This window comes from Desulfuromonas acetoxidans DSM 684 (assembly GCF_000167355.1).
Classification (GTDB): domain Bacteria; phylum Desulfobacterota; class Desulfuromonadia; order Desulfuromonadales; family Desulfuromonadaceae; genus Desulfuromonas; species Desulfuromonas acetoxidans.
Window position 1 is genome coordinate 126,841 of the sequence record NZ_AAEW02000003.1, and the last position, 22,471, is coordinate 149,311.

At 51.0% G+C, this 22,471-nt stretch carries 24 protein-coding genes and 1 tRNA gene; 7 read left to right on the forward strand and 18 right to left on the reverse strand.

The annotated features are described in order from the left end of the window. Nucleotides 1-66: 66 nt before the first annotated feature. Complete coding sequence (rssA, locus tag DACE_RS03150) at nt 67-999, reverse strand: patatin-like phospholipase RssA (protein WP_005998260.1); 933 nt, start codon at nt 997-999, stop codon at nt 67-69. A gap of 175 nt (nt 1,000-1,174) precedes the next feature. After that, nucleotides 1,175-1,384, reverse strand: coding sequence for a SlyX family protein (locus DACE_RS03155; RefSeq protein ID WP_005998261.1), 210 nt, complete (start codon nt 1,382-1,384; stop codon nt 1,175-1,177). 137 nt (nt 1,385-1,521) lie between these two features. Between DACE_RS03155 and DACE_RS03160 the strand changes: the two genes are divergently transcribed. Genes DACE_RS03160 through DACE_RS03170 form a run of 3 tightly spaced genes read left to right on the forward strand, consistent with a single transcriptional unit; the run spans nt 1,522 to nt 3,057 of the window. Then, nucleotides 1,522-1,986 (forward strand): EVE domain-containing protein, encoded by a 465-nt coding sequence (locus DACE_RS03160; RefSeq protein ID WP_005998263.1) that lies wholly within the window; start codon nt 1,522-1,524, stop codon nt 1,984-1,986. A 55-nt stretch (nt 1,987-2,041) separates the two neighbouring features. Next, nucleotides 2,042-2,506: a DUF2721 domain-containing protein gene (locus DACE_RS03165; RefSeq protein ID WP_005998265.1), complete on the forward strand. Its 465-nt coding sequence runs from the start codon at nt 2,042-2,044 to the stop codon at nt 2,504-2,506. Continuing rightward, nucleotides 2,506-3,057, forward strand: coding sequence for a class I SAM-dependent methyltransferase (locus DACE_RS03170; protein WP_005998266.1), 552 nt, complete (start codon nt 2,506-2,508; stop codon nt 3,055-3,057). Before DACE_RS03165 ends, DACE_RS03170 begins: the two co-directional genes overlap by 1 nt. Nucleotides 3,058-3,093: 36 nt before the next feature. Here DACE_RS03170 and DACE_RS03175 read toward each other — a convergent pair whose 3' ends face one another. The 6 genes from DACE_RS03175 to DACE_RS03200 all read right to left on the reverse strand — a co-directional run bounded on the left by DACE_RS03175 (nt 3,094) and on the right by DACE_RS03200 (nt 9,230). Further along, nucleotides 3,094-3,297, reverse strand: coding sequence for a hypothetical protein (locus DACE_RS03175; RefSeq protein WP_040366054.1), 204 nt, complete (start codon nt 3,295-3,297; stop codon nt 3,094-3,096). Between the two features lie 623 nt (nt 3,298-3,920). Beyond that, nucleotides 3,921-4,652, reverse strand: a complete 732-nt coding sequence (locus DACE_RS03180) for a hypothetical protein (RefSeq protein WP_040366120.1) — start codon at nt 4,650-4,652, stop codon at nt 3,921-3,923. A gap of 11 nt (nt 4,653-4,663) precedes the next feature. After that, entirely contained in the window at nt 4,664-5,215 is a 552-nt protein-coding gene (locus tag DACE_RS03185; RefSeq protein WP_005998269.1) for a hypothetical protein, read from the reverse strand. Next, nucleotides 5,212-5,889 (reverse strand): energy-coupling factor transporter transmembrane component T family protein, encoded by a 678-nt coding sequence (locus DACE_RS16990; RefSeq protein ID WP_050769962.1) that lies wholly within the window; start codon nt 5,887-5,889, stop codon nt 5,212-5,214. Before DACE_RS16990 ends, DACE_RS03185 begins: the two co-directional genes overlap by 4 nt. Then, nucleotides 5,870-7,276, reverse strand: coding sequence for an ABC transporter ATP-binding protein (locus DACE_RS03195; protein ID WP_005998271.1), 1,407 nt, complete (start codon nt 7,274-7,276; stop codon nt 5,870-5,872). Before DACE_RS03195 ends, DACE_RS16990 begins: the two co-directional genes overlap by 20 nt. Next, complete coding sequence (locus DACE_RS03200) at nt 7,251-9,230, reverse strand: TonB-dependent receptor plug domain-containing protein (protein ID WP_005998272.1); 1,980 nt, start codon at nt 9,228-9,230, stop codon at nt 7,251-7,253. Before DACE_RS03200 ends, DACE_RS03195 begins: the two co-directional genes overlap by 26 nt. Before the next feature lie 476 nt (nt 9,231-9,706). On the opposite strand from DACE_RS03200, the gene DACE_RS03205 reads away from it, so the two are divergent. The 4 genes from DACE_RS03205 (at nt 9,707) to DACE_RS03220 (ending at nt 14,807) form a co-directional block, all read left to right on the forward strand. Continuing rightward, the gene (locus DACE_RS03205) at nt 9,707-10,378 is read left to right on the forward strand and encodes a TetR/AcrR family transcriptional regulator (RefSeq protein WP_005998273.1); all 672 of its coding nucleotides are present in this window, start codon (nt 9,707-9,709) and stop codon (nt 10,376-10,378) included. Beyond that, nucleotides 10,375-11,406 carry an efflux RND transporter periplasmic adaptor subunit gene (locus DACE_RS03210; RefSeq protein WP_005998274.1) on the forward strand — a complete coding sequence of 344 codons (1,032 nt, stop codon included), beginning with the start codon at nt 10,375-10,377 and terminating at the stop codon, nt 11,404-11,406. Before DACE_RS03205 ends, DACE_RS03210 begins: the two co-directional genes overlap by 4 nt. Beyond that, entirely contained in the window at nt 11,403-14,639 is a 3,237-nt protein-coding gene (locus DACE_RS03215) for an efflux RND transporter permease subunit (protein WP_005998275.1), read from the forward strand. The genes DACE_RS03210 and DACE_RS03215 overlap by 4 nt, the downstream gene beginning before the upstream one ends. 93 nt (nt 14,640-14,732) lie before the next feature. After that, nucleotides 14,733-14,807 (forward strand) — tRNA-Gln (locus tag DACE_RS03220). Between the two features lie 297 nt (nt 14,808-15,104). Here DACE_RS03220 and DACE_RS03225 read toward each other — a convergent pair. From DACE_RS03225 to DACE_RS03265, 10 genes are all read right to left on the reverse strand, one after another. After that, complete coding sequence (locus tag DACE_RS03225; RefSeq protein WP_005998276.1) at nt 15,105-15,593, reverse strand: GNAT family N-acetyltransferase; 489 nt, start codon at nt 15,591-15,593, stop codon at nt 15,105-15,107. Between the two features lie 113 nt (nt 15,594-15,706). After that, complete coding sequence (locus DACE_RS03230; RefSeq protein ID WP_005998278.1) at nt 15,707-16,003, reverse strand: hypothetical protein; 297 nt, start codon at nt 16,001-16,003, stop codon at nt 15,707-15,709. Then, entirely contained in the window at nt 16,000-16,185 is a 186-nt protein-coding gene (locus tag DACE_RS03235; protein WP_155808974.1) for a hypothetical protein, read from the reverse strand. The genes DACE_RS03230 and DACE_RS03235 overlap by 4 nt, the downstream gene beginning before the upstream one ends. After that, complete coding sequence (locus DACE_RS18040) at nt 16,182-16,514, reverse strand: hypothetical protein (protein WP_005998279.1); 333 nt, start codon at nt 16,512-16,514, stop codon at nt 16,182-16,184. Before DACE_RS18040 ends, DACE_RS03235 begins: the two co-directional genes overlap by 4 nt. A gap of 70 nt (nt 16,515-16,584) precedes the next feature. Next, entirely contained in the window at nt 16,585-17,181 is a 597-nt protein-coding gene (locus DACE_RS17775; protein WP_081449923.1) for a pentapeptide repeat-containing protein, read from the reverse strand. A gap of 57 nt (nt 17,182-17,238) precedes the next feature. Next, on the reverse strand, nt 17,239-18,573 hold the full coding sequence (locus DACE_RS03240; protein WP_040366058.1) for a S41 family peptidase: 1,335 nt from the start codon (nt 18,571-18,573) through the stop codon (nt 17,239-17,241). A gap of 496 nt (nt 18,574-19,069) precedes the next feature. Then, nucleotides 19,070-19,480, reverse strand: coding sequence for a bactofilin family protein (locus DACE_RS03250; RefSeq protein WP_005998281.1), 411 nt, complete (start codon nt 19,478-19,480; stop codon nt 19,070-19,072). A 28-nt stretch (nt 19,481-19,508) separates the two neighbouring features. Further along, the gene (locus tag DACE_RS16995; protein ID WP_005998282.1) at nt 19,509-20,375 is read right to left on the reverse strand and encodes a peptidoglycan DD-metalloendopeptidase family protein; all 867 of its coding nucleotides are present in this window, start codon (nt 20,373-20,375) and stop codon (nt 19,509-19,511) included. Nucleotides 20,376-20,553: 178 nt separating this feature from the next. Continuing rightward, nucleotides 20,554-21,183, reverse strand: coding sequence for a class I SAM-dependent methyltransferase (locus tag DACE_RS03260; RefSeq protein ID WP_005998283.1), 630 nt, complete (start codon nt 21,181-21,183; stop codon nt 20,554-20,556). A 151-nt stretch (nt 21,184-21,334) separates the two neighbouring features. Then, on the reverse strand, nt 21,335-22,453 hold the full coding sequence (locus DACE_RS03265) for a substrate-binding domain-containing protein (protein ID WP_005998286.1): 1,119 nt from the start codon (nt 22,451-22,453) through the stop codon (nt 21,335-21,337). Between the last annotated feature and the right edge of the window lie 18 nt (nt 22,454-22,471).

Below are 22,471 nucleotides of genomic sequence, written 5' to 3' on the forward strand. Positions count from 1 at the left end.
ACAAATACCAGGCTTACCTAAGGACTCTTTTTTACATGATAACAACACAACAACACCCTGAACGAACTAAAGGTTGAGATAGTTGATAAACTGTTCTTTCTGACGCAGAACGCAGGCTTCCCCTTCATGGATCGCTTCTTCGGCACGATAAAATTCCAGCAAACCGATTTTGGACAATTTAGGGGTCAAAAGGAAATCGGGCGGATCACCGGCCATGCGACTGCGGGTAATGCGATCTTGGGTGATATTGATGGAACCGGCCAGGGCTTCGAAAATCCCCGGTGGTCTGGGAGTATCCTCTTTATCTTTTGTCGGAAACAACGCCGAAGAATAATCACGCAATGTCTTGCTGATATTGGCTTTGAGGCTATTCTCCTCCACGGCAGTTTCAATCTGTTTATCCGGATCAATTCGGGTGAAATGCTTGCCGACAATATCACCATTGAGGTTAACGGCGATCACCACTTCAGCGCCCAGCGCCCGGCAGATGGACACCGGAACCGGATTGACCAGACCACCATCCACCAGCCAACGATTCTGATGCCGTACCGGAGGAAAGATTCCCGGCAAGGCAATTGAGGCCCAGATCGCCTCTTTTATCGAACCTTCGGTAAACCAGATTTCCCGGCCGTTTTCCAGGTCAGTTGCCACAGCGGCAAAGGTTTTATCCAGCGATTCAATCTGCGATTGACCATCCATCACATAATCATCAAAAAAGCCCTGCAATCGCTCAATATCGATAAAACCACTCAGAGAAAAATCAAGCTCGAAAAAACGCGCCACATCCATGCGGGTCAACGAGCGCACCCACTCTTCAAATTGCTCAAGACGACCACTGACATAGGCGGCTCCGACCACACTGCCAATGGAACAACCGCTGATAATATCCGGCTCAATGCCGATCTCGGCCAAGGCCTTGATCACCCCGATATGGCTCCATCCACGGGCCGAACCACTGCCAAGAGCGAGTCCGATTTTGGGCATCTCTTGTTTGGTCATGAGTTATCTTCCTTAAAAGCTTGGAGAATCCAATTAGCCACAGACTAAATCAGACCTGACAGGACAAAAACCAAAGAAGTTCTTTTGTCTTGGTTTTTATCTGTGACCAAACAACTGATGTGACCTTTCCTCCGTGGTAACGACAACAGTTATTTAGTACGACATCGCCAGCAGATCAATAATGAGGCGGACGCTCTTCGTCATTGCTGTTTCCAGCCCCTGTCGACGCTGTAGACATCTGACTGATGCGTCGTGCCATCACCTTCATGGCCTCTTCCATATCGTAGAGTTGCTTCTGATGTGTCGCGATAAGATCCTGCAATTCCTGAATGGTGTGTTCCTGAAAAGCGATACGGCTTTCCAGATCATTGATACGATCGTCCATGGGGATATCCTCTCTGCAAAAACACGGCAGGCATTCGATGAGTTGGTGATAAAAACAATTACTGTTATGATAGCGGAAATACATGGGCAATGACAGTCATGAACAATCTTTTGCAGGAAAACAAACCAGGAGACAGTATGAACTACTGGCTGATGAAATCGGAACCGGAAGCGTTCGGCATTGACGATCTGCAACAGATGCCGGAGCAGACCGAACATTGGGACGGCGTGCGCAATTATCAGGCGCGCAACATGATGCGCGATGACATGAAGATCGGTGATCTGGCGTTTTTTTATCACTCCAACTGTGCCGAACCCGGTATCGTCGGCATTATGGAAGTGGTCAAAGAGGGCTATCCCGACTTTACGGCGTTTGACCCCAACAGCAAATACTTTGACGCTAAAAGTGTTGGTGATAAACCGCGTTGGTTCATGGTCGATATCCGCTATGTTCGTCACCTCAAAAGGCCGATTGCGCTCAAGGAGCTCAAAGAGTATCCACAGCTTGACGGCATGCAGATCCTGCGCAAGGGGAATCGACTGTCCATCACCCCCGTCAGCAAGGAGCATTGGGACTTTATTGTTGGTCTGGAAAACGCTTGAGCTTCTAGGACGCGCATTGTGAACGCCCCTGGCAAAACACGGAGATTAAACCTGCATGGAAATCACCCTGACCACACCAGCCCTGCTGTTTCCGGCTATCTCACTGCTGTTGCTAGCCTATACCAACCGTTTTCTGACCTTGGCCGCCCTGATCCGCAGTCTCTATGCCGAGTGGCGCGATAACCACGACCATGTTTTGTTCGGCCAATTGAAAAACCTGCGTAAACGCGTGTTGCTCATCCGCACCATGCAGACCATGGGCATTGCCAGTCTATTTCTGTGTGTGCTGGCCATGCTGCTGTTTTATTTCGAACTCATCCTGGTTGGAGAGATCATCTTTGCCCTGAGCCTGGTCTTGTTAATGATCTCTCTCGGTCTGTCGGTGTATGAAATCCAAATATCGGTGCACGCACTTGATCTACAACTCAAGGATCTGGAGTCACCCCGGCCAGCCAACCCCAACGGCACCTGTCATCCGCAACCGGAACAACGTCCCCCCTCATCACTGGGAAATTCATAATGACCTCGGCCAATTGGAATCAACGCTGGAAAGAGCGCCAGGAGCGCCCCTTGCAGGCCGACAACTGGCTGCTTAAAATGCTGCCATTGCTGCCTGAAACAGGTACAGTGCTGGATATCGCCTGCGGCAGAGGGCGTAATGCCGTGTATCTGCAACAACACGGCTGGCAGGTCACAGCAGTGGACGGATCAGACGAGGCTCTGCATCAGCTTCAATCCGTTTGTCCGCAGATCATCACACGCCATCATGACCTCGATCAGCCTCTTGAACTGAGTCAGCGCTTTGATCTGGTGCTGCAGTTTTTCTTCCTTAATCGCCGACAATTGCCTCATTTTATGCAGCAGGTGCGTCCCGGTGGCGCGATGATTGTGCGCACATTCAGCGATGCCGGAGAATTTGGCAGCAAGGGTGGTAACCCTGAGCACCGTCTGCAGCCGGGGGAATTGCTGGAGATCTTTTCACCATGGGAGATTCTTTGTCACGAAGAAGGGCTGGATCCGTCACACAAAGGTGGCAGTCTGGCCGGAATTGTTGCGCGGCGGCCGCTTTAAGAAGAAAGGTTTGGCTGAGCCTGAAGGAGTCCGTGACTAAACAGGCTTCAGGCAGTGAAAACTTTCCACCGTCCAGCGCCGGTAACGGCAATTGAAGCACGATATCTCTTCGTCTGCGACCCACTCATCTTCATCATCGGCGTGAAATTTTCCGCACTTTTGGGCGGCTTGGGCTGCTGCTTCGTCGTTCTGACGTCCTGGGACGAATTGACGGGTGCCGTTTTCCAGGTCTAACCACATTTACGATTCTCCTGTTTCTTTGGATAAGATCAAAGTCAAGGTCAAGGTCGCCGGGTTTCGCCCCGGCAGGCGACATCCTTTTGGCTTGCCGCCCAAAAGGATGCAAAAACCGGCTTAACTTCTCCTGAACCTGGCTACACCGACACTGAGGCTGTTTCCGTGAAGCTTCACGGATTCGGCTCGCCGCCCTTTAGGTCGGCGAATCGTGCGTATCATCAGCTTTGGTGTAAAACTGTGATAACACAATGATGTCTCGTTCTATTTTTCCCGTGGCACCGATCTAACGGGTGGGACGGTGCCCACCCTACCATAGAGTGTTATTTAGCACCTGAACTCTCTCGTTCAGCAGCGCCGAACGTAAGGAACGTCGCTGTGATGGTTGTCGGCAAACTGTTTGAGGACTGTTGCAAACAGGCCGAGTTTTTGCCGACATCACGGCGTAAGCGACTGAAGAGAGGGAACCCGCCAGGGTGCAATGACGGAAGTCGATTTTGCGCCACTTTTGTCGACGCAAAAGTGGCGCGACGTGTGGGCGCGGAAGCCCACGTCACGTGCGTACCAGGTATCGTGAACGGATGATTTCCATATGAAATGCCCCCCACAACACAACCGACTAAAGCAGCCTAATACTTCTTCAACTTCTGGCGCGTCAATGTCTGCCACTGGCCCTGCTCATTCTGCTCCACCAACAACACCGCCTGATGTCGCAAGCGCACCACCTTCACCTTATCCATCAACATCACTTGTGCAGAGTCGGAAACGGCAACGCCCTCCTCGGTTTCAACTGCATCAATCCACGGATGATCCTTGAGCTCTTCAGCCATAAAGGTCACCCTGTCACCACTGAAAGCTACTTTCCCTTTAAGCCGTCCGTCCATGCCACCAAGACGCAAACCGATGCCTGCCAAAGCGCCAATCACCCCTTGACCGGTGCCACCGTGCTCAGACAAATGCAATCCATTTTCCACCGCCATCTGATAGGCCAGAGTTTTATTCAACACCTCCAGCTTGGCGCGTTGGCCATAGGCAATTAACGCTTCAACATCGGCCAGGGCATCAACGACCGCGACACATAAACCGGGATCAGAACCTTCAGCACTGTTATTGGCCAAAAACTGACTGCTCCAGTCGATGATCGCCCCTAACTTGTCCGCATCAATGGTCGCCTCGAAACACATGGCGCTGTTGTGGGACGTGTACGGCACATCCGGATGAACCAGCAACTGGTGACGGGTGATGTAACTGCACGTTCCCCAGCCCTGCTCTGCAATGGTCTGGGAGATTTGTGTGGCCAGCTCGCCCGTGCCACAGCTTTCCAGATTGTCGGTATCGTCAATCGAAATAAGAATCTTCATCAGTGCATCCATTATCGTGTTGAATCCTGAATCACGCCACGTGCTTTAAGTTGCCGCAACAACGGCGGCACACACAACGCGGCCAGGAATGAAAAGATCAGACTGCCGACACCATCAATGGCTGCGCGCTGCAACACCACCGTGCTGTCCATCCCCAGAAATGTTCCCTGAGTCCAGCTGAGAAAGAACTTAGTGCTCCCGGCAAGCAGTGCCACAACCACACATGTTGCGACACTCCACAACGCCAATGGAAACAACAGCAAGGCTCCATCGATGACCAGGGCAGGAACAACAAACTTGGTCAGGATCAGCGGCCCGCCCTTGCCGAGGCCAAGCGACATGGCCATCAGCCCGGCCAGCAGTCCGGTCATGGTTGCGCTCCAGCGGTAGCTGACACAACTGCGCGCCACCATCAGGCCAATGAGGGTGAAAAACATTGAATGGCCGGAGATCCCCAGATGCCAGCGAAACAGAATTTTGCACAGGATAATGGCTCCGGCACAAAAGCCGAAAAACAGGGCATCGCGCAACGGCAACCGATCCAGAAAACGTGGTGATGTCATTGTTCCTCCATCCAGCAACTGCGGGGTCCATTTGTGAAGTTTCGGGCTCTGGCGGCCAACGCGATCTCATGGGCCAGACTCATGGCAATCACCACGGCGGGTACCACCAAACAGCGCATCACCAGTGACCATTTCCACGGTTGCAACAACTGCTTCCACGCCAGAGGCACGCCACGCAACTGCTGCGCTTGATAAAGAATGCGCCATTCGCCAAGCACCAGCGGGAAAAAGTGCAGGCTGGCAGCAAGAACAAACGCGGCCTGATCCGGCATCCAGCGCGAAAAGGTCCGCGCCATGTGAGACGGCGGCACACACCAGCTCAGCACGATGGGCGGCATCAGGGTCAGCATCAATTGCAACGACACCTGAGCTGCCGGCACCACACCCTGCTGGCCCTGTTTAAAACCGTAAAGCAGCAGCAACAGCAGCGTCTGCATAACAAAAGGGCGCACCAGACGTTTTAATTGCCGCCACGGGACCCCGCACACCATCATCCACAACAGATTCACGACAATCATGGTCGAAATCCATCGCCCATCACGCACCAGGAATGCACAGCTCGACAACGCAATCGTCATCAGCAAATGGACGCCAACCGGCACGTTCAGCCGCGACTCGGGTTTATTGAGGACCGGTGCAGCCATAAACAGCGCATCAACGCTTTTGCGTTTCAAAACGGCCTCCGTGAATGGCAAACACCTGGTCAAAATCGCACCATTGATCGCCGGACTCATGACTGGCGCAAATCACCGTCATCCCCTCATGACAATAACGCTCAATTAACTGGCTTACCCGGCGTTGACTGGTCGCATCCAGCCCGGCAAACGGGTCATCCATCAGCAACACTTTAGGCCGCGCCACAAGTACGGAGGCCAGTGCCACCAGATGACGCTGACCATAGCTGAGTTGATGCGGCGAGGCGTGTTTGAGATGAGTAATCCCGCACTGTGCCAACACCTCATCGCACGCTTGATGACAGTCACAGCGGGAATGTCCGGCCAGGCGATGACTTAAACTGACCTCATCCCAGACACTGGTCTCGGTCAACTGTTTATGCGGGTTCTGCATCATCAGTAACGCCGAGCCCTGCAACAGTTGAGGTGAGGGACAATGGCCCAGCACACGTAACTCACCATCGCGGGGGGAGAGAAAACCGCACAACGTTTGCATCAGAGTGCTTTTGCCACAGCCATTGTCGCCACACACCAGCATTTTTTCACCGGCAGTGAGGGTAAAGCTAGCGCCTTCCCACAGTGTTTTGCCTTCGTAGCCGACACTGAGATTTTCAGCCTCAACCACGGTCTCTTTACCAGTGCTGGCGGAAAAGGACGGAAGCCTTGTCGGTGCATCACTAAGCTCCGCAGGCACACGGCCAGCCAGCAATCGGCCGCCCTGCGCCAACGTCCAATACTGATCAATCAGATCGGCAAAGGGCTGGGGAGAATGCTCACACAACACCACGGCAATCCCCTGATTAAGCAACCGACGCACCACGCGCACCAACTGCTGTTGCCCCTCTTCATCCAATTGTGCAACCGGTTCATCAAGGATCAGCACGCGCGGCTGCAACACCAGAACCGCAGCCATCAGCAGGCGATATTTCTGGCCCATGGACAAATGTGCAGTCGGCGTACACAATGAGACAGTAAGATTAACCAGCGCCAGCGCCTCCGCAACCCGTGCCCGCATCTGGGCAGGCGGCACGGCTTCGTTCTCCAGACCAAAAGCCACTTCGGCACCAACAGTGTGAGCAAACAACTGGGTTTCCGGATTCTGCAAAACAAGCCCGACAGCCGCAAAGGGAAGATCCCCTTCGTGCCGTCGGGCTGAACTGGACACGCAGCTGTCCTGTTGTCCCCCCTCAAGCAGCCCTTTCATCGCCAAAGCCAGGGTCGATTTACCCTGGCCGGTGGCACCACACAAACAATGGCACTCACCGGCACGAATGGTCAGATTGATCCGGGAGAGGATCGGTTGCTGCACTTGGTAGCTGAAGCTGAAATTTTCCAGCTTCAGCACCTCGGCGTTTTCAATGTTAGAAGTGGTATTCCACTCCGCCATAGACATACCGTCCCGGTTGCGGGAAACCATAACTCTGCTCGTAGTCTTCGTCGAACAGGTTATTGACCCCGACATAGAGTTCGAGAGCTTCTTCAAGCAGTTTCTGGGTCAGTTTGACATCCACCAGCGTAAATGCCGGAGTACGTCGTTGATTGGCGTCATCATCGTAAGAGTACTGATTGGCGACATACTGCACAGAGGCCTGAGCCGTCATATTCCACGGCGTGTCATAGACGGATTCAAAGGTGACCCGGTCACGGGGGCGGTTCTGCAACTGGTGAATGTCACTGTCACTGGAACGATCTTCCGATTCAAGGTAGGAGTAGCTCAAACGCAGCAGCAGATCATCAATGGCTTCATTTTCCAGTGCCACTTCAAAACCGTGGAACATGTACTCATCAGCATTTTTATTGATCTCGGTGACCTCATCCTTTTCGATGAAGTCTTTAGCGTCGTTGATAAAGCCGGTGAGGCTGAACAGCGTCTTGCCGGGAAGAGCCTGCTCAACACCCAACTCGTAGTGCATGGTATGTTCGGCATCAAGATCTTCGTTACCGCTGTCGATATCATACAACTGCTTGATGGACGGGAAACGCACCTTGCGAGCATGGTTGATCTTGAGACGGGTGCCGACCACCGGATCAAAGTGGAAGCCGATCAGGTAAGAATAGGCATCTTCATCGCCACCACTGCTGCGATCTTGAACATGATAGCCCATACCGGCAACCATACCGGCTTTACCACCCAGTGCCACTTCGTATTCCAGAGCGACATTATACTGGTCAACATCTTCATTGTTTTTATAGTTAACGGCAACATTGTTTTTATCGACCTCAAAGCCTTTATCTTCCCAGTCATCGTTTTGAGTCGAGACCGCCAGGCTTAAACCACCGGCATCCTGAAGATCGGCATTAAGCTGAATGGCACCGCCTGTCGTGCGTGTGGTACTGTTGGACTCATAGGCCCCTTTTTTGGCTTGTGATGAATAGGTGTTGTCGTCGTAACGGTTTTCTTCCAATTCCAGTTCGTTGTAAAAACCCCAACCCCGAACAGTGAAACGATCCGTTGCCTTGTGACTGAACGCCAACTGAGACGACATGCCTTCGCTGTCATCCACACGCAGAAACTTTTCTTTTTTGGTAAAAGGATCGTTTTTATCGTAATTGGTTACGGCGGGTTTACCGTACTCCCCTTCCTGGTAATTGAATGTCAAGCCCACCAGGGTCTTGTCCGTCACCTGAACATCGAGGTTGGTGAACACATTGGTCTGCTCAAAATCGCTGTTGTCACGCTCATCGCCATCCTCGGCCTTCGTGGGTGAAAAATGGTTGGACAATGGTGTGCCGTCACGGTCGATGCGACCGACACTGGCAAACGCATGCACTTTTTCCGTGCCGCCAACCAGGCTCAGCCGACCGAGAGCACTGTCTTCTTGACCAATCTCAGCAACGATCGAGCCGTGCAGACCCGGCTGGCCCTGCTTGGTGATGATGTTGATGATGCCGCCGTTACCGCCGGAACCATACAACACCGATCCGCCGCCGGTCGTGACTTTGATCTGCTCGATGATCTCAACGGGAACCGTGCGCGGATCAAACTGGCCATCGTAGGTGGAATTGAGCGGAATGCCGTTGAGCAAAAACAGCACGTGGCGCGTCCGAAAACCACGGATATCAATGCGGGGAACCCCATCAGCACCGTAACGCACATAGACACCGGGCACCAGCACCAGGGCATCTTCGAGGGTACGAACGCCGCGATCCTTAAGGTTTTTTGCGTCAAGAGTGTACAGGGTTGCGACCTTTTCGGTTTCATTGCTCTCTGCAGAAACAACGATTTCTCCCAGTTCATAGCTGGGAACAGTAGCTTGTGCCGCCCATGACGTTGATGTCATGGCAACCAGGACCCCAAGGGTCAGATATAACATCAAGGCCTGATGCAGTTTCTTGCTCATCTGGATTCTCCATTCCTTCTGATAAATTTTTCTCGGTTGAAGCTGCGTTCCGTGCTTTACGCTATATGCCACGCTATACAACGCAAACGAAACAGCTCCTGTGACAGGTTGGTGAGATGGAAGAGCAACATCCGTTCCAAGCGATTAATCGGCTGCAAATGCCCCAAATGCGTTATATACGCAAATAATCACGAAATAGTTTCAAGGTGTTACATCCTGTCACAATGGCTCAAACTGAGCCACCATGTTCCACAATAGATCACTTTGGCAAAAAGTCGACTGCAGTCAAGTTTTTATTGACACACCTGTAACACTCTCCTAAGGTCAGACGATTAAAAGACACGCAACTGAACAGACTCCTCGCAAGAAATTCTTAGCGGGGTGTTGAAAACATCCCATCCGGGGGCTTTTCAACGGCGCAAGCCGAAGATGCAATTTCCGTCTTACTGACATTAGGGAGCGACACAGGAACATTCATGAGCGGTAAACGTGAAGAAAATAAACGCCTTACCCGATTGTCGATCCTCGATGCGGCGCGCATGCTGTTTATCCGCAAAGGGTTTGAACTGACGCGTATTGAAGATCTGGCCCGTCAGGCTGAGATTGGCAAGGGAACGGTGTACAGCTATTTTTCGAGCAAGGAGCAGATCCTTATCGAGCTGATCGGCGAAGAGCGTCAGAAACTGGTCGGCCGATTTGAACAGCGCAACGATGATAACGCGCCCGTGAGCGAGCAGATTCTTACCCTGTTCCTGTGCCAGTTTAACTATGCCCAAGAGCATCGTGAGATCTCTCGCATTATGTTTCGCGAATCGTTGTTTCCGGTCAAGCCATCGATTCATCAGCGCCATCAGGTCGACAACACCTATCTTAATGCGGTTGTCGCATTGGTTCGCCTTGGTCAGCAACGCGGTGAAATCAATGTCCATTGTGATCCACTCAGTACTGCAATCATTTTTTACAACCATTACACCATGGCCATCTCGGCCTGGTACATGGGGTATATCGAAACCGAACACATGGTCACCAATCTCAGGCACCTGATTGAAACGGCCATTCACGGGCTGCAGACATCGAACAACGAACCAACAACCGTACAGCCACTGAAATTAGCGCGTTTAAGCGCAGCCCCTTTGGAGAGTTCATGAAAAAAGCACTTTTTATCCTTATTGCATCCTGCTTGATTTCCGGGGGGATGGCCGGACAAACCCTGGCAGAATCACTGCGTGTTGAGCCAGGTTTTCGTGATGTCATCTTGCGTGGCTACAGCCGCCCCTTGGTCTCATCGACGGTAGCAGCCGAAGTCTCCGGAGTGATCACCACACGGTATTACGATGTCGGCGACACCATCACTAATCAGCCATTGGTGCAGATCGACCCCACCTGGATCAATCTGGAATTGCAGGAAAACGCCAGCGCCATAGAACGGACCCGCATTGCCGTTGATCAGGCCCGCTTACGCGCATCCTGGCTGGAAAAAGACTTTAAACGCCTGCAGACCCTGGTCAACGAAGGTGGCGTATCACGCAGTACCTTTGACGAAATCGAACAACAACGTGATCAGGCCCGTCTGGAGATCCGCCTTCAAGAGCAACAGTTCGAACAACTGCAGATACAGCGCAAAACCCTTGTTGAGCAACAAAAGCGCCACCGCCCCACCGCACCCACTGGCTGGCAGGTCGCGCAGCGCTATGTGGATGAGGGGGAACTGGTCGCTGCCGGCAGCCCATTGATGGATGTCGGCGATTATCGCCATCTGCTCATCCCGTTGTCGGTTACCGCCGCGGAGCTGTCCGCTATCCGTGAACAAACGCAGGCACGACTCAACGGTCAGGACGTAACTTACCACCTGCACACCGTCAGCCCGGCATTTGATGAAAAAACCCGCAAAATCACCATTGAACTGATGATTGATCATTTTACCGGAGAACAGCGCGGCGGTCTGCCTTTTGAGGTGGCAGTGCGCATGCCTGATGAGGGGCTGATGATTCCAGTCGCCGCAATCAGCAACCGCTACAACCATCCAAAGGTGAAGCGACGCGACCAATCACAGGCCATTGAGATCTCTATCCTCAATCACCAGGGAGACTGGGTGCGTATTGCGCCGACAACAGCTCTACAGCCGGGAGTGGAACTGCTCGATCAGACACCGGATGGCGGGAGTGGTAAACCGTGAAAAACTTTGTCACCCTGAATCTTAAACAAAAGGTGTTCATCAACGTCGTGTTCGTCATTCTCATGGTGAGCGGCGTGTACAGCCTGTTTAACACCCCGGTGGAAAACCTGCCGCCGGTAGCCATCGGCAAGGTAGTGATCACCACCATCCATTACGGCGCTTCGGCACGTGATGTGGAGCAACTGGTCACCCGCGAGATTGAAGAAGCCATCGACGGACTGGAGAATGTCGAATACGTCCAGTCCACTTCGATGCGTAACGTGTCGTCGATCCTGATTAAATTCATTGACGACACCGACTATCGCCATCTGTATGACGAGCTGCGTCTGCGCGTACTCAATGTGCGCGAGCAGTTGCCGGATGCCGTGGATGATCCGATCTTCACCTATCTCGACAGCCAGGACTGGAAACCGGTGATCATCGCCAACTTGATCGGTGATCTGTCCAACACCAGCCTGACCCTGCTGGCCGAGGAGTTGAAAAGCGATCTGCGCAAGCTCGATGGCGTGCAGGAAGTGGCGCTCGAAGGGGATTATCATCAGGAGTTTCAGGTTCATATCGACCCGCAACGGCTGCGCGACACCGGCATCAGCTTTGCCGAAGTGGCCAAGGCGATTGCCGATGCCAACGTCAAGATCCCCAGCGGCCGCTACCGTCAGCAAGGCCACAACACCCTGCTCGACACGGGTCAGGTGTTTGACCGCCAACAACAGGTGCTCGATGTGGCCGTACGCCGTGATGGCGACGGCAACTTCATCCGCGTGCGCGATCTGGCGACCCTGGCCAGTCTGTCTCACCGTGAACCCGACCTGATCTCCACGGTCAATGGTCAGAGCACGGTCAAACTGAAAGTCAAAAAACAGGATGCGGCCAACGCCATCACCATCGCTGAGCGGGTCAAGCAGGAGGTGGAACGCTTCAACCAGCTTCATCAGCGCGACGGTGTCACCACGGTACTGACCAACGACTCCACCATCGAGATCGACGACTCGATCCGCACCCTCGGCGGCAACATGGTGCTCGGCATGATTCTGGTTACCTTGGTGCTGTGGATCACCCTCGGCTTTCGTAATGCCATGCTCACGGCCATCGGCATCCCGTTTTCGTTTTTGGTCACCATCATCATCGTCAAGCTGACCGGTGAATCGATCAACACGATCAGTCTATTTTCGTTTGTGCTGGTGTCAGGGATTATTGTCGACGATGCGGTCATCATCATCGAAAACGTCTACCGCCACCTCTACATGGGCAAGACGCGTCGCACCGCCATTGTCGATGGCGTCAGCGAGGTGTTCCTGCCGGTGATCAGCTCGGCCATGACCACCATCTGCGCGTTTGCTCCCATGCTGATCATGACCGGCAGTACCGGCGACTTTTTCAGTGTCATTCCCAAAGCAGTCAGTTTTGCCTTGTTCGCCTCGCTGGTGGAATCGTTGTTTATCCTGCCGGTGCATATCCTTGATTACGGTCCACGCCAGATGAGTGCCAACCTGCATCCCGAAGGGGATTATCACCATCTGCAGGAAGGACCGTTTGCCCCATTGTGGAAGATCTATCGCGGTTTGCTCAACACCCTGCTCAACCACAAATGGCTGACCATGGCCGGAATCACCACGGCATTTATGGTCACGATGGTGATGATGATCGTCTCCGTAACCGGCATCATGCCCCTTATCAAGGTGAAGTTTTATCAGGACAGCTACCTGCGCTACCATGTCACCGTGGATATGCCTACCGGCACCTCCGTGGAAGGCACCGACGCGGTCATTCGTGATCTGTCGCGCTACCTGGTCAGCCTCGGCCCCGGCCAGACGTTGTCGACCAGCGGCAGCGCCGGGCTTAAAGAAGATCAGGATTATCAAATTCACCGCGCCCAGCATTACGGTCAGGTGGTGGTAGAATTACCGCCACAAAGCGAGATGGACCTGCCGACGGGTAATGATCAGATCTCCACCTATATCGACCAGATGTACGATCAGGTGGAAGCGTATGTCGACCAACATGCCGATCAATGGCCGGGACGACCGACCATTCAGGTATTTGGCGAAAGTACCGGCCCCCCGTCCGGCAAGGCAGTTAATATTCGCCTGTCGGCCATGGACATTGATCAGGCCCGCGCCGCTTCGGACGATGTTCTCGCCTATCTGCATAACGACCCGGCCTTTGCCGATCTGATCAATCTGGAGGACAACCGCGCTTCGATCCAATCGGTGCTCAATTTCGAAGTACGGCGGGATCGCGCGTTGGAATACGGGCTGTCGAGCAGTGACGCCACCCGTCTGATTGCCGGCTCACTCAACGGCATGCAGGCCGGCAACTACCGCACCACCCGCGAAGAGATCGACCTAATGGTCAAACTGGCCCGTCAGGAAGATTCGGGCCGTGGTCTGCTCAACCCCGAGCAAGTGGCCACCATTCCCATTGTCGAGCACAGTGAGCAGCCGATTCTCATCGGTGACCTTGCCAACCTCGATTACCGTCAGGAGCCGGACGCCCGCACCCGCTACAACGGCAAACCAACCCTGACCATCACCGCCGACATCCGCACCGGCTCACAACTATCGGCGAGTCGGGTCCAGGTGCTGGCCCAGCGTTATTTTGATTCTATCAATGATCGCTACCCCGGCGTCAGCATTGCTTTCGGTGGTGAATTTGAGAGCACTGCCCGTGCCTACACCTCATTGGCGGCAGCGTTTGTCATTGCCGTGCTGGCCATCTATCTGATTCTTGCCTCGCAGTTCAACGACTATATCCAGCCGATTATTATCCTGTCGGCCATCGCCTTTGCCTTCATCGGCGTGGTACTGGGGATGTTTTTTACCCGCTCAGTGTTCACCATCGGCAGCTTTATGGCAGTGATCGGTCTGGCCGGAGTGGCGGTCAACGACTCGTTGATTCTGATCGACTTCATGAACAAAGAGCGTGAACGGGGGCTGGGTCTGCGTGAAGCGGTGATCAACGGTTGCAGTGCGCGGATGCGCCCTGTGCTGATCACCACCCTGACCACCATGCTCGGTATGCTGCCCATGGCCATCGGCATTCCGCACAAGTCCATCACCTGGGCACCCATGGCCACAGCCTTTGCCACAGGTCTGGCCAGCGCCACCACATTGGCGTTATTGTTGATTCCAGTGGAATATGAATTGACGGAGAATGCCAAGGAACGGGTACGCAATTTTATGCGTCGTCGCCAGCGGCAGAATTTGAAGCAACAAAGAGAGAAGAATAAATAGGAAAATCTGATTGACAAAATCGGCAAGTCTAATCATAATCACCAGCCTGAACCCGTCATAACAGGCATCTGATCTTGTCAGATGCCTTCTTGCTGGGGTGTCGCCAAGCGGTAAGGCAACGGACTCTGACTCCGTCATGCGTAGGTTCGAATCCTACCACCCCAGCCATTTCTTTTTTGTTTGAATCCTAAGTCAAAACCCTAAATTCAAGATCAAGGTCGCCGGGATTCGCCCCGGCTGGCGACATTCTTTTGGCTGGCCGCCCTTTAGGTCGACGAATCTTGCAACTCATCAACACTGGCGTAAAACATTAATAACTTATTACGCTGCTCTCTATTTCTTTCGTGGCACCTGTAGGCGGGTGGGCGGTGCCCACCCTATTTTCTGAGTTTTCTCTACAACGTCACAAGATAGGTGCATAAAAATGATAAGACCAGCCATTCGGCTTAAGGCTGCAGCGGTTTGCTAGGAGACTAACTTGCCATATAAAAGCGCATTGTAAAATGAGCCGTTCTTATAGAGTGCTTTTTCGAGGTTGGCCTCTAATTTGAAACCGCATTTTTCGAGGACTTTGCAGGAGGGTGTGTTTCGATCAAAAACAGTTGCTTGTAACCTGACAAAGGTTTCCGGTGGAATAAGCGCAAGAAGTTGTTTTAGCGCTTCTGTGGCATGACCTTGATGCCAATATTCCTTGGCAAGCCAGTAACCGACTTCACCGGTAAAAGCATATTCATGTTGACCGGGTTCAACACCGATACATCCGGCCAATTCACCGTCAATTTCGATGGCTCTGATAAGACCTTGTTTACAGCCCGTTTCCAGCCACCAATCTGCATCAGCCACGGTGTAGGGCAAAGGGATGCGACTGGACAGCAGTTCAGTGACTTCCGGGCAATTGAGGATCGCCACAATTCGATTGCGGTCTGATTGTTCAAATTCTCGAAGAATTAACATATCCCTGCCTCATAACGCCCTGCTTCACCGGACGCAAAATGTAGAGCAAAGAACGCGCGCAGTTTTTTACGATCTTCAATCAAGCAGTTGTTCGCAGTGGATTTACAAGAATCTTAAGACATAACAGCGACAACAGCCAGAAATTGATCGGTAATCTCTTTATCACCGCGACACTCAAACTTGATGTCACTCTTGGGCTTGCTGTTTGTGACTAATTTCCAGAATTCTTCCTGACTGATTGAAACCTTGTTTTTTGACTCAAGATCATCAATAAACGCTGTCGACCTGTCAATTTTCTCAAGGGTGTATGTGCCACCACAGCAACCTGTGATCTCAACGTTTATCGTAAAATTTGTTTTGTCGAGTTTGTCGTAAGCAAACGGAATAGCCTTTATAAAGGTATCGATCACGGGTTGAAAAAAGTCTTATCATATAACTGACCCTCAATACCTACGGCCTGCCGAAGTTGCATTTGATGATGCCACTTTTCTGTGTATTCCCTTGCAATATCAAACCAATTTTCCGATTCATTTTCACCCGCCCAGTCAACTGGAAAAAAAGCCTTATCATGTGGGTTTAATAAGGTTTTCAAAAACGCAACCAACTCATTTTCCGAAGCCTTAAGCAGTGAGATAATGACTCTGGGCTCAATCTCCTGGTTGCACCAATCCAATCCCTGTTAAGCCGTTGAATAAAATCGACCAAATCGTCATAGGAATGGATTTCGGGATTCTCAGAAAAATAATTATCTCTCTGCAGTGATAACCGTCTAAGTGACGTGTCAAGGATGTGGCTGGCAAGGTCTTTTACATTTCTATTTTTTAAACAGGTGTCTTTTTCCCAATCCTCTTTGGAGAGATTTTCCAAAAGAAGAATCAGCTCTTTATTTAACTCGGCAAAAGCATCTAAAACATCAATCATGACCTGCCTCTAAATTTATTAAATTCGGCGACGAAATATCCCATTGCATGGAATAAACGACTAACAGCTCTTAATCCAAAATTATATCTAGCCCAGAAAGTAACGAAATAGCTTCTGGACTAGAAAACCTGGTTTTCTTCAATAAATTACATTCCGGATTAATAGTGTAATTGATTGAGCTTCGAAAATCAGATTGAGTTAAATTTGTTTTGGAGAAGCGACTATTTAAGAAATTCGTTGCGGCAAAAGTTCCTCTCGTCAAATTTGCTTCAGTAAAATCGACGTCTTTTGCACTACAATCAGTTATTGATATTTGTGTAAGGTTTAAGCCAAAAAATGATGATGAATTGATCGTACTAGAGTAAAAATTGATGTTAATTGGAGTTGCCGCTTCTGCCCAATTGATACCAACTGCTTTACAATTCACAAAATCAACATCAATAAACGAACAAAATTTAGGGATCGCTAAGCTAAGATTGCATTCTATAAAGGTGCAATCCTCAAACCTGCATTTCTTAAAAATTGTTCCAGTAAAATTGCATTTAATAAATCTGCAACCACAAAATTCAAAATCAATTAACTCCCGGTTTGCTAACTGTTTATTGTTAAACTCCAAACCGTCACTGTGATTGTCAAAATAATCCAATTGACTACCTTCTAGTACCATTTATTCACATAAGCCGTAAAACGCTTCCAGCAGGGCAATGTTCCTTCCCCCTAAGTTTTATTCAGCGGGGCATGAACCGGTCTCAAGATATGTCATAGCGACACTGAGCATACCTTCCTCTCTATCTCCCAACGGGTGTGTCACATCGTCAGTGGCGGAACATGTAACAGGAAAGCCGTCATAGTAGTCGCCTTCCATGTTTGCGTTCACCAATTTAAATGCAATAGGTTTTATATAATTACCACAATATTCGATAGCAAAGCTGCCCACTGGTTTGCCGGCTGTGGTTGAGCCTATCAGGGTGATATCCATATAGGGTTTGAGCATGTTGATCATAAGCTCGCTTGCTGACATTGTGCTCTCTGTGACAATGAACACAACTTTTTCGATATTCAGCGTGTTCTCCGATGCAAAAGAATACTGTGTACTCCATGATGAATAGTGGTCGTTGTAGAGTTCTGAATATGCGGGACGACCGGCAACAGTTGTACCGCCGATGATACCGCCCAATATCTGGGCTACATAGACTCTTCCGCCTCCATTGTATCTTAGGTCAACGACTATCTCTCTGATATCGTTCACAGCAAATGCTGTGTATGCTTCCGCTAAGTCTGTTGAATAATTGTCGTTAAATGTCAGATAGTTCAGGTAGCCTACTTTGTTACCGTTTGTGGAATTGGTAAGTATGCTGTATGCCGCGACAGAGCTTTCTGTAAAGGTTGTTTTTGTAATTGAAACGGATCCTGCGTTACTGTCGTTGTCAATATAGTCAAGATCCAAAACATCTGGTCCTAATGCTTCATCCCACAGGTCGTTATTTATGATGTCTGCTACAGGGTAGCCGTTTATGCTGGTCAGTGCGTATCCGCGCTGGAGACCAGCATCTTCAGCCGGAGAATCAGGATAAACATGTGTCAGATAGATCATGTCATCTTGGTCGGTAAAATTTATGCCAATAGCGACGGCTTCTCCAACCATATATGAATCATATTCTTCAAGAGTCGTGATACCGCTCCATTGTTCATCGTTATAAACGAGAGCATCCAGCAGTTCTCTTTGCGATGCGTATGAGTCGACATCCACATCGGGTGTGTATTCACTCCACAAGTAAACATCGTGCATCACTTTGTTGATGAAGTCCCGCTGGTCTGATTCTGAGCAGGATGCCGGTTCATACGAGAGTGTCTGGATGTCGCCCACCTCTATCTCTGAGGTGCCCTCATCTGAGTAGCTGTTATTATTTTCTGAAGTGCCGCAGGCTGATATCAGGACTGTTATTGCTATAAGCACTAGATAGTCAATAAATTGTTTTTTAATCATGGCTGAATTATTTCCAAAAACGTATTTTGCGATCATGAAATTAAAAATACTGTGGGTATGCTTAATTTTCAAACGTACTATTTTCCTGACTCATCAATTCACGAAACACTGTCGCCTTAATTTGGCCCCAAGAGCTCTCCATCATCATCTGTTTGAGCCTGTAGCACCCAGTTCTGCTCGAGATTAACCGGTTTGCAACAGGATGCACAAGAAAACACCTTCATATAAAAGCCATAGTACTTACCGGGCTTAAAAGGCTCGATACTCACGGACCAATCTTTGCTCCCACAATATTGGCAAATAAACAAGGTAGAGTTATCAGGTTCATTCTTTAGGGTCATTTCCTATTTCTCAATCAGACGGTTACTAATCACGAATGAGTTCCATAGGATCGTAAAAAGGAATACCGTTTTCTTACTGAGCTCACGGAGTTGAAAGCCTACATCGTTTGACGGTCACCCGTCTGTGAGTTCCACAGACTGGTGACCGTCCCTTCTCGAAGCTTCAACAAAAAATCCCCACCAAATCAGGCAGGGATTTCTTCAATCAATTTAGGGTAAAAGGGCGTTTACTTCGCCACAGTCCCTTTATCTTTGGCTGTCTTGGACTTATCATCCACCACATGCAGCTCTTTCTTTTTCAACTTCACTTCCCCATCAAGGAAAGCTCCCGATTCGACGGACAGATCTTTTGTGGTGATGGTGCCGTCGACATTGCCACCCTTCTTGACCTGTAATTCATCGACAGACAGATTGCCGGTCACTTGGCCGTGGCAGATACAGCTCTTGGCACTAACATCACCAACAACCTTGCCGCTGGCACTGATGATCAAATGATCGCCGGTGAGATTACCATCAAACTGGCCGTCAATACGCATGCTGCCTTTAAACACCAGATCACCGGTGACTTCAGTACCTTCACCAAGAATGGTGGTAATGGCTTCGGGCGTTTCTTTTTTGTTCGATGAGGACGAAAACATGGTTGCCTCCACGGTTGGGAATCAACTGCTACCGATTCAGGAATGTCAGACTATAAGGATTGATGGTACGGCCGTTGTCGTGAATTTCGTAATGAAGATGAGGGCCGGTGGAACGACCGGTGTTACCCATCGCGCCAATGGCATCACCACGCGCTACCTTCGTGCCGGGCTTGAGATAGATTTTCTGCAGGTGGCCATAAACCGTACTGTAGCGATCACCATGCTTGATCTTGACCATTTTTCCATAACCGGAAACCACCCCACAACTGACCACAGTGCCGCTGGCTGTGGCATACACCTTGGTGCCGACATAATGGGCAATATCGATACCGCTGTGAAACGCCATGTGGCCATTGAAAGGATCACGGCGACGACCATAACTGGAGGAGAGATAGCCTTCAGTGGGACGCCCTAAAGGCACCTGATCGGCAAGCTCTAGCAGTTGACCAGAATAAAACAGCGCGTCGTCAAAGGTTCCTGCACCGGCTTCGATGTAGGGACCACCGCTGCCTTCCTGTCCGGCACCACCATCTTCGGCAGCCACTTCAACACCCACCTTCTGCAGTAACGATTCGATTTGGGTGCTACGCTCGTTGAGATGGTTGACCGCATTGCTGATCAACTCTTTTTTCTCTGTACGTTGGCGATTGACCTGATTGCGCAGATGAGAGTTCTGATCGTTCAACCACAGAACCTGACTTTCCAGGTTGCTCATTCGCTGCTGGCGGCTGTGATCCTGAACCAGGGTGTAAATGGACACGACGGTAAAAATGGCAAACAGAACAGTTGCGCCTAGACCAGTACGGATCAGACGGCGCAACCGCTTTTCTGTCATCACCACGGAACGCGAATCGCGATTATCACCGGTGATAATTAGATGAACCTTTTCTTCCATGTGTCAGCAACTCCAACTAGAAATTCCGATCTTTGAAGGCTAAAAAACAGTGGCAGACCTTCATAATTTAGACACGGGCTGACAATATATCAGAAGAAAGGGGCAAAACGCACGCAAAACCGCTCATTATAAGAAAAAACACATTGGCCTACAGTGGGAATAAGGTGAAAAAGCACGATTATTGGGGCTTTTGCACCACCATCCAGAGGCCGATGGCATCGCTGTGGCGCACCGAGTAGTCGCTGATCCCGGCCTTTTCCAGGGCGTTAGTCAAGCGTTTTCGACTGGTATCACCCAAGTTGCGCCGAATGCGGTCGCGAAAAGTGTCCTCTTCACCACGTGCTTTAAATGCGCAAATGACCTGTTCAAGAAGCTGCTGATCGCCGAAACCACCGCCAATGTACATCCAGCCACCGGGTTTCAAAACCTGATAAAGATGCGAAAAACTTTGGTGAAGATCCTCCCAGAAGAACACGGAACCACGGCTGACAATCAGATCAACACTGTTGGGGGGCACCTCTATCCGTGCGACATCGCTGCATAGCGCGTGGCAGCGGTGTTGAAGCTGACGTGAGTCAATTGTGGTGGTAACCCGTTTCACCATATCCACAGAAGCATCTACAAAGCCTACGGCAAGATCCGTCTGCTGCAAAAGGGAAAAACCAAGATCACCGGGACCACAACCGACGTCAAGGCAGCACCCCTCTCGCACATTGGTCGTCTCAATAATTTGAGTCGCAATAACTGGATACACTGGGGCAAAAACGGTTTTGGCTAAATGATCAAATTTCTTGGCATCAATGGTCATGGCATTCTCCATAGCTCCACAAAGGGGGCTGAAAAAAGGAACACAAATAAGGTGATAGGCATTTACAATTTACCTGCTTATGAGAACGCCAGTGACCACTGCAGGTGACAACAATGCCACCCTCCAACTGCTGCACCATTTCTCTGGTGAATCAGACTTCGGCAATCACCTTGCCGGTGGCAGACGCCTCATAACCGGGCAACGCATCAATCTCTTTACGCAGTGCTGACGAATGCATGACATCAAGCACCACTTTGACCGTGGGGTGGTCAATCAAATCTTCGGGAAACAGCAGATCACAACGCACCGCTGTTAAAGGCACAAAACCGAGGTCAAAAGCTTCAGCTATGGCACGTAAGCCCAAAGCGGCATCTGCCACATTGCAGGCAATGCGGAAGGCCCCCTCGCGATGGGAATCGACCTCAGTAAGATAGCCGTTGATCATCGGACCGGCGATACCGGCTTTTTGCAGATGATCATCCAGCAATACACGCAGGGCAGCCCCGCAATCACGATTGACAAAACGCACCATGGGCTGAACCAGATCAGCGACGCCGCGAATCCCTAACGGATTGCCCTTAGCTACCATCAACCCCTCTTCGAGCAGGGAAAAACCGATCACTTTAGTACGACGCTGTTGCAGATCTCGGCTGGCGGCAATCACGTTGGATTCCTTTTGATCCTGATTGTGAAAATGACTGCCGGCAATATGGGCAACCCCTTCCCCCAACCCGCGTAGCGAACGTCGGCTGGAAGCAAACCGGCAATAGACCTGTGCATCGCGCACCAATCGATTGACATGGTGACTGAGAATTTCAAAGGCCGGATCACAACCCATGAGAATAATATTGTGGTCAAGGGTCTGCGATGGGGAAAAAATCCGCGCATGCTTACCGTCTTCCGACAAGAGTCCATCGGCGGAACGCAAGCCGAACGGCATGGCGTCATGGCCACTGAGCGGCAAGCCCACCAGGCGGTCACGCACCCGGCTCAAGGCCAAGCGAGTCGAGGGCAGGCACGTCCCATTGACCAGATCGACCCCCTGCTGTTGTTCCGGGGTGTCATCGACAAACAGATCCTCCACCCGGCAGCCGAACAACCGCGCCAGCCGGAGCGATATGCCGGTATTGGGCAGATAGCGGCCAGTTTCAATATCGTAAATGGCCTGGCGTTTGATGCCGATGCGCTCAGCGAGTTCTTTTTGCGACCAGCCTTGTTTCTGGCGATAGTCACGCACCATGCATTTAATCGAATCATCTTGTCGGGTCATAACGTTTTCCTTGTCGCA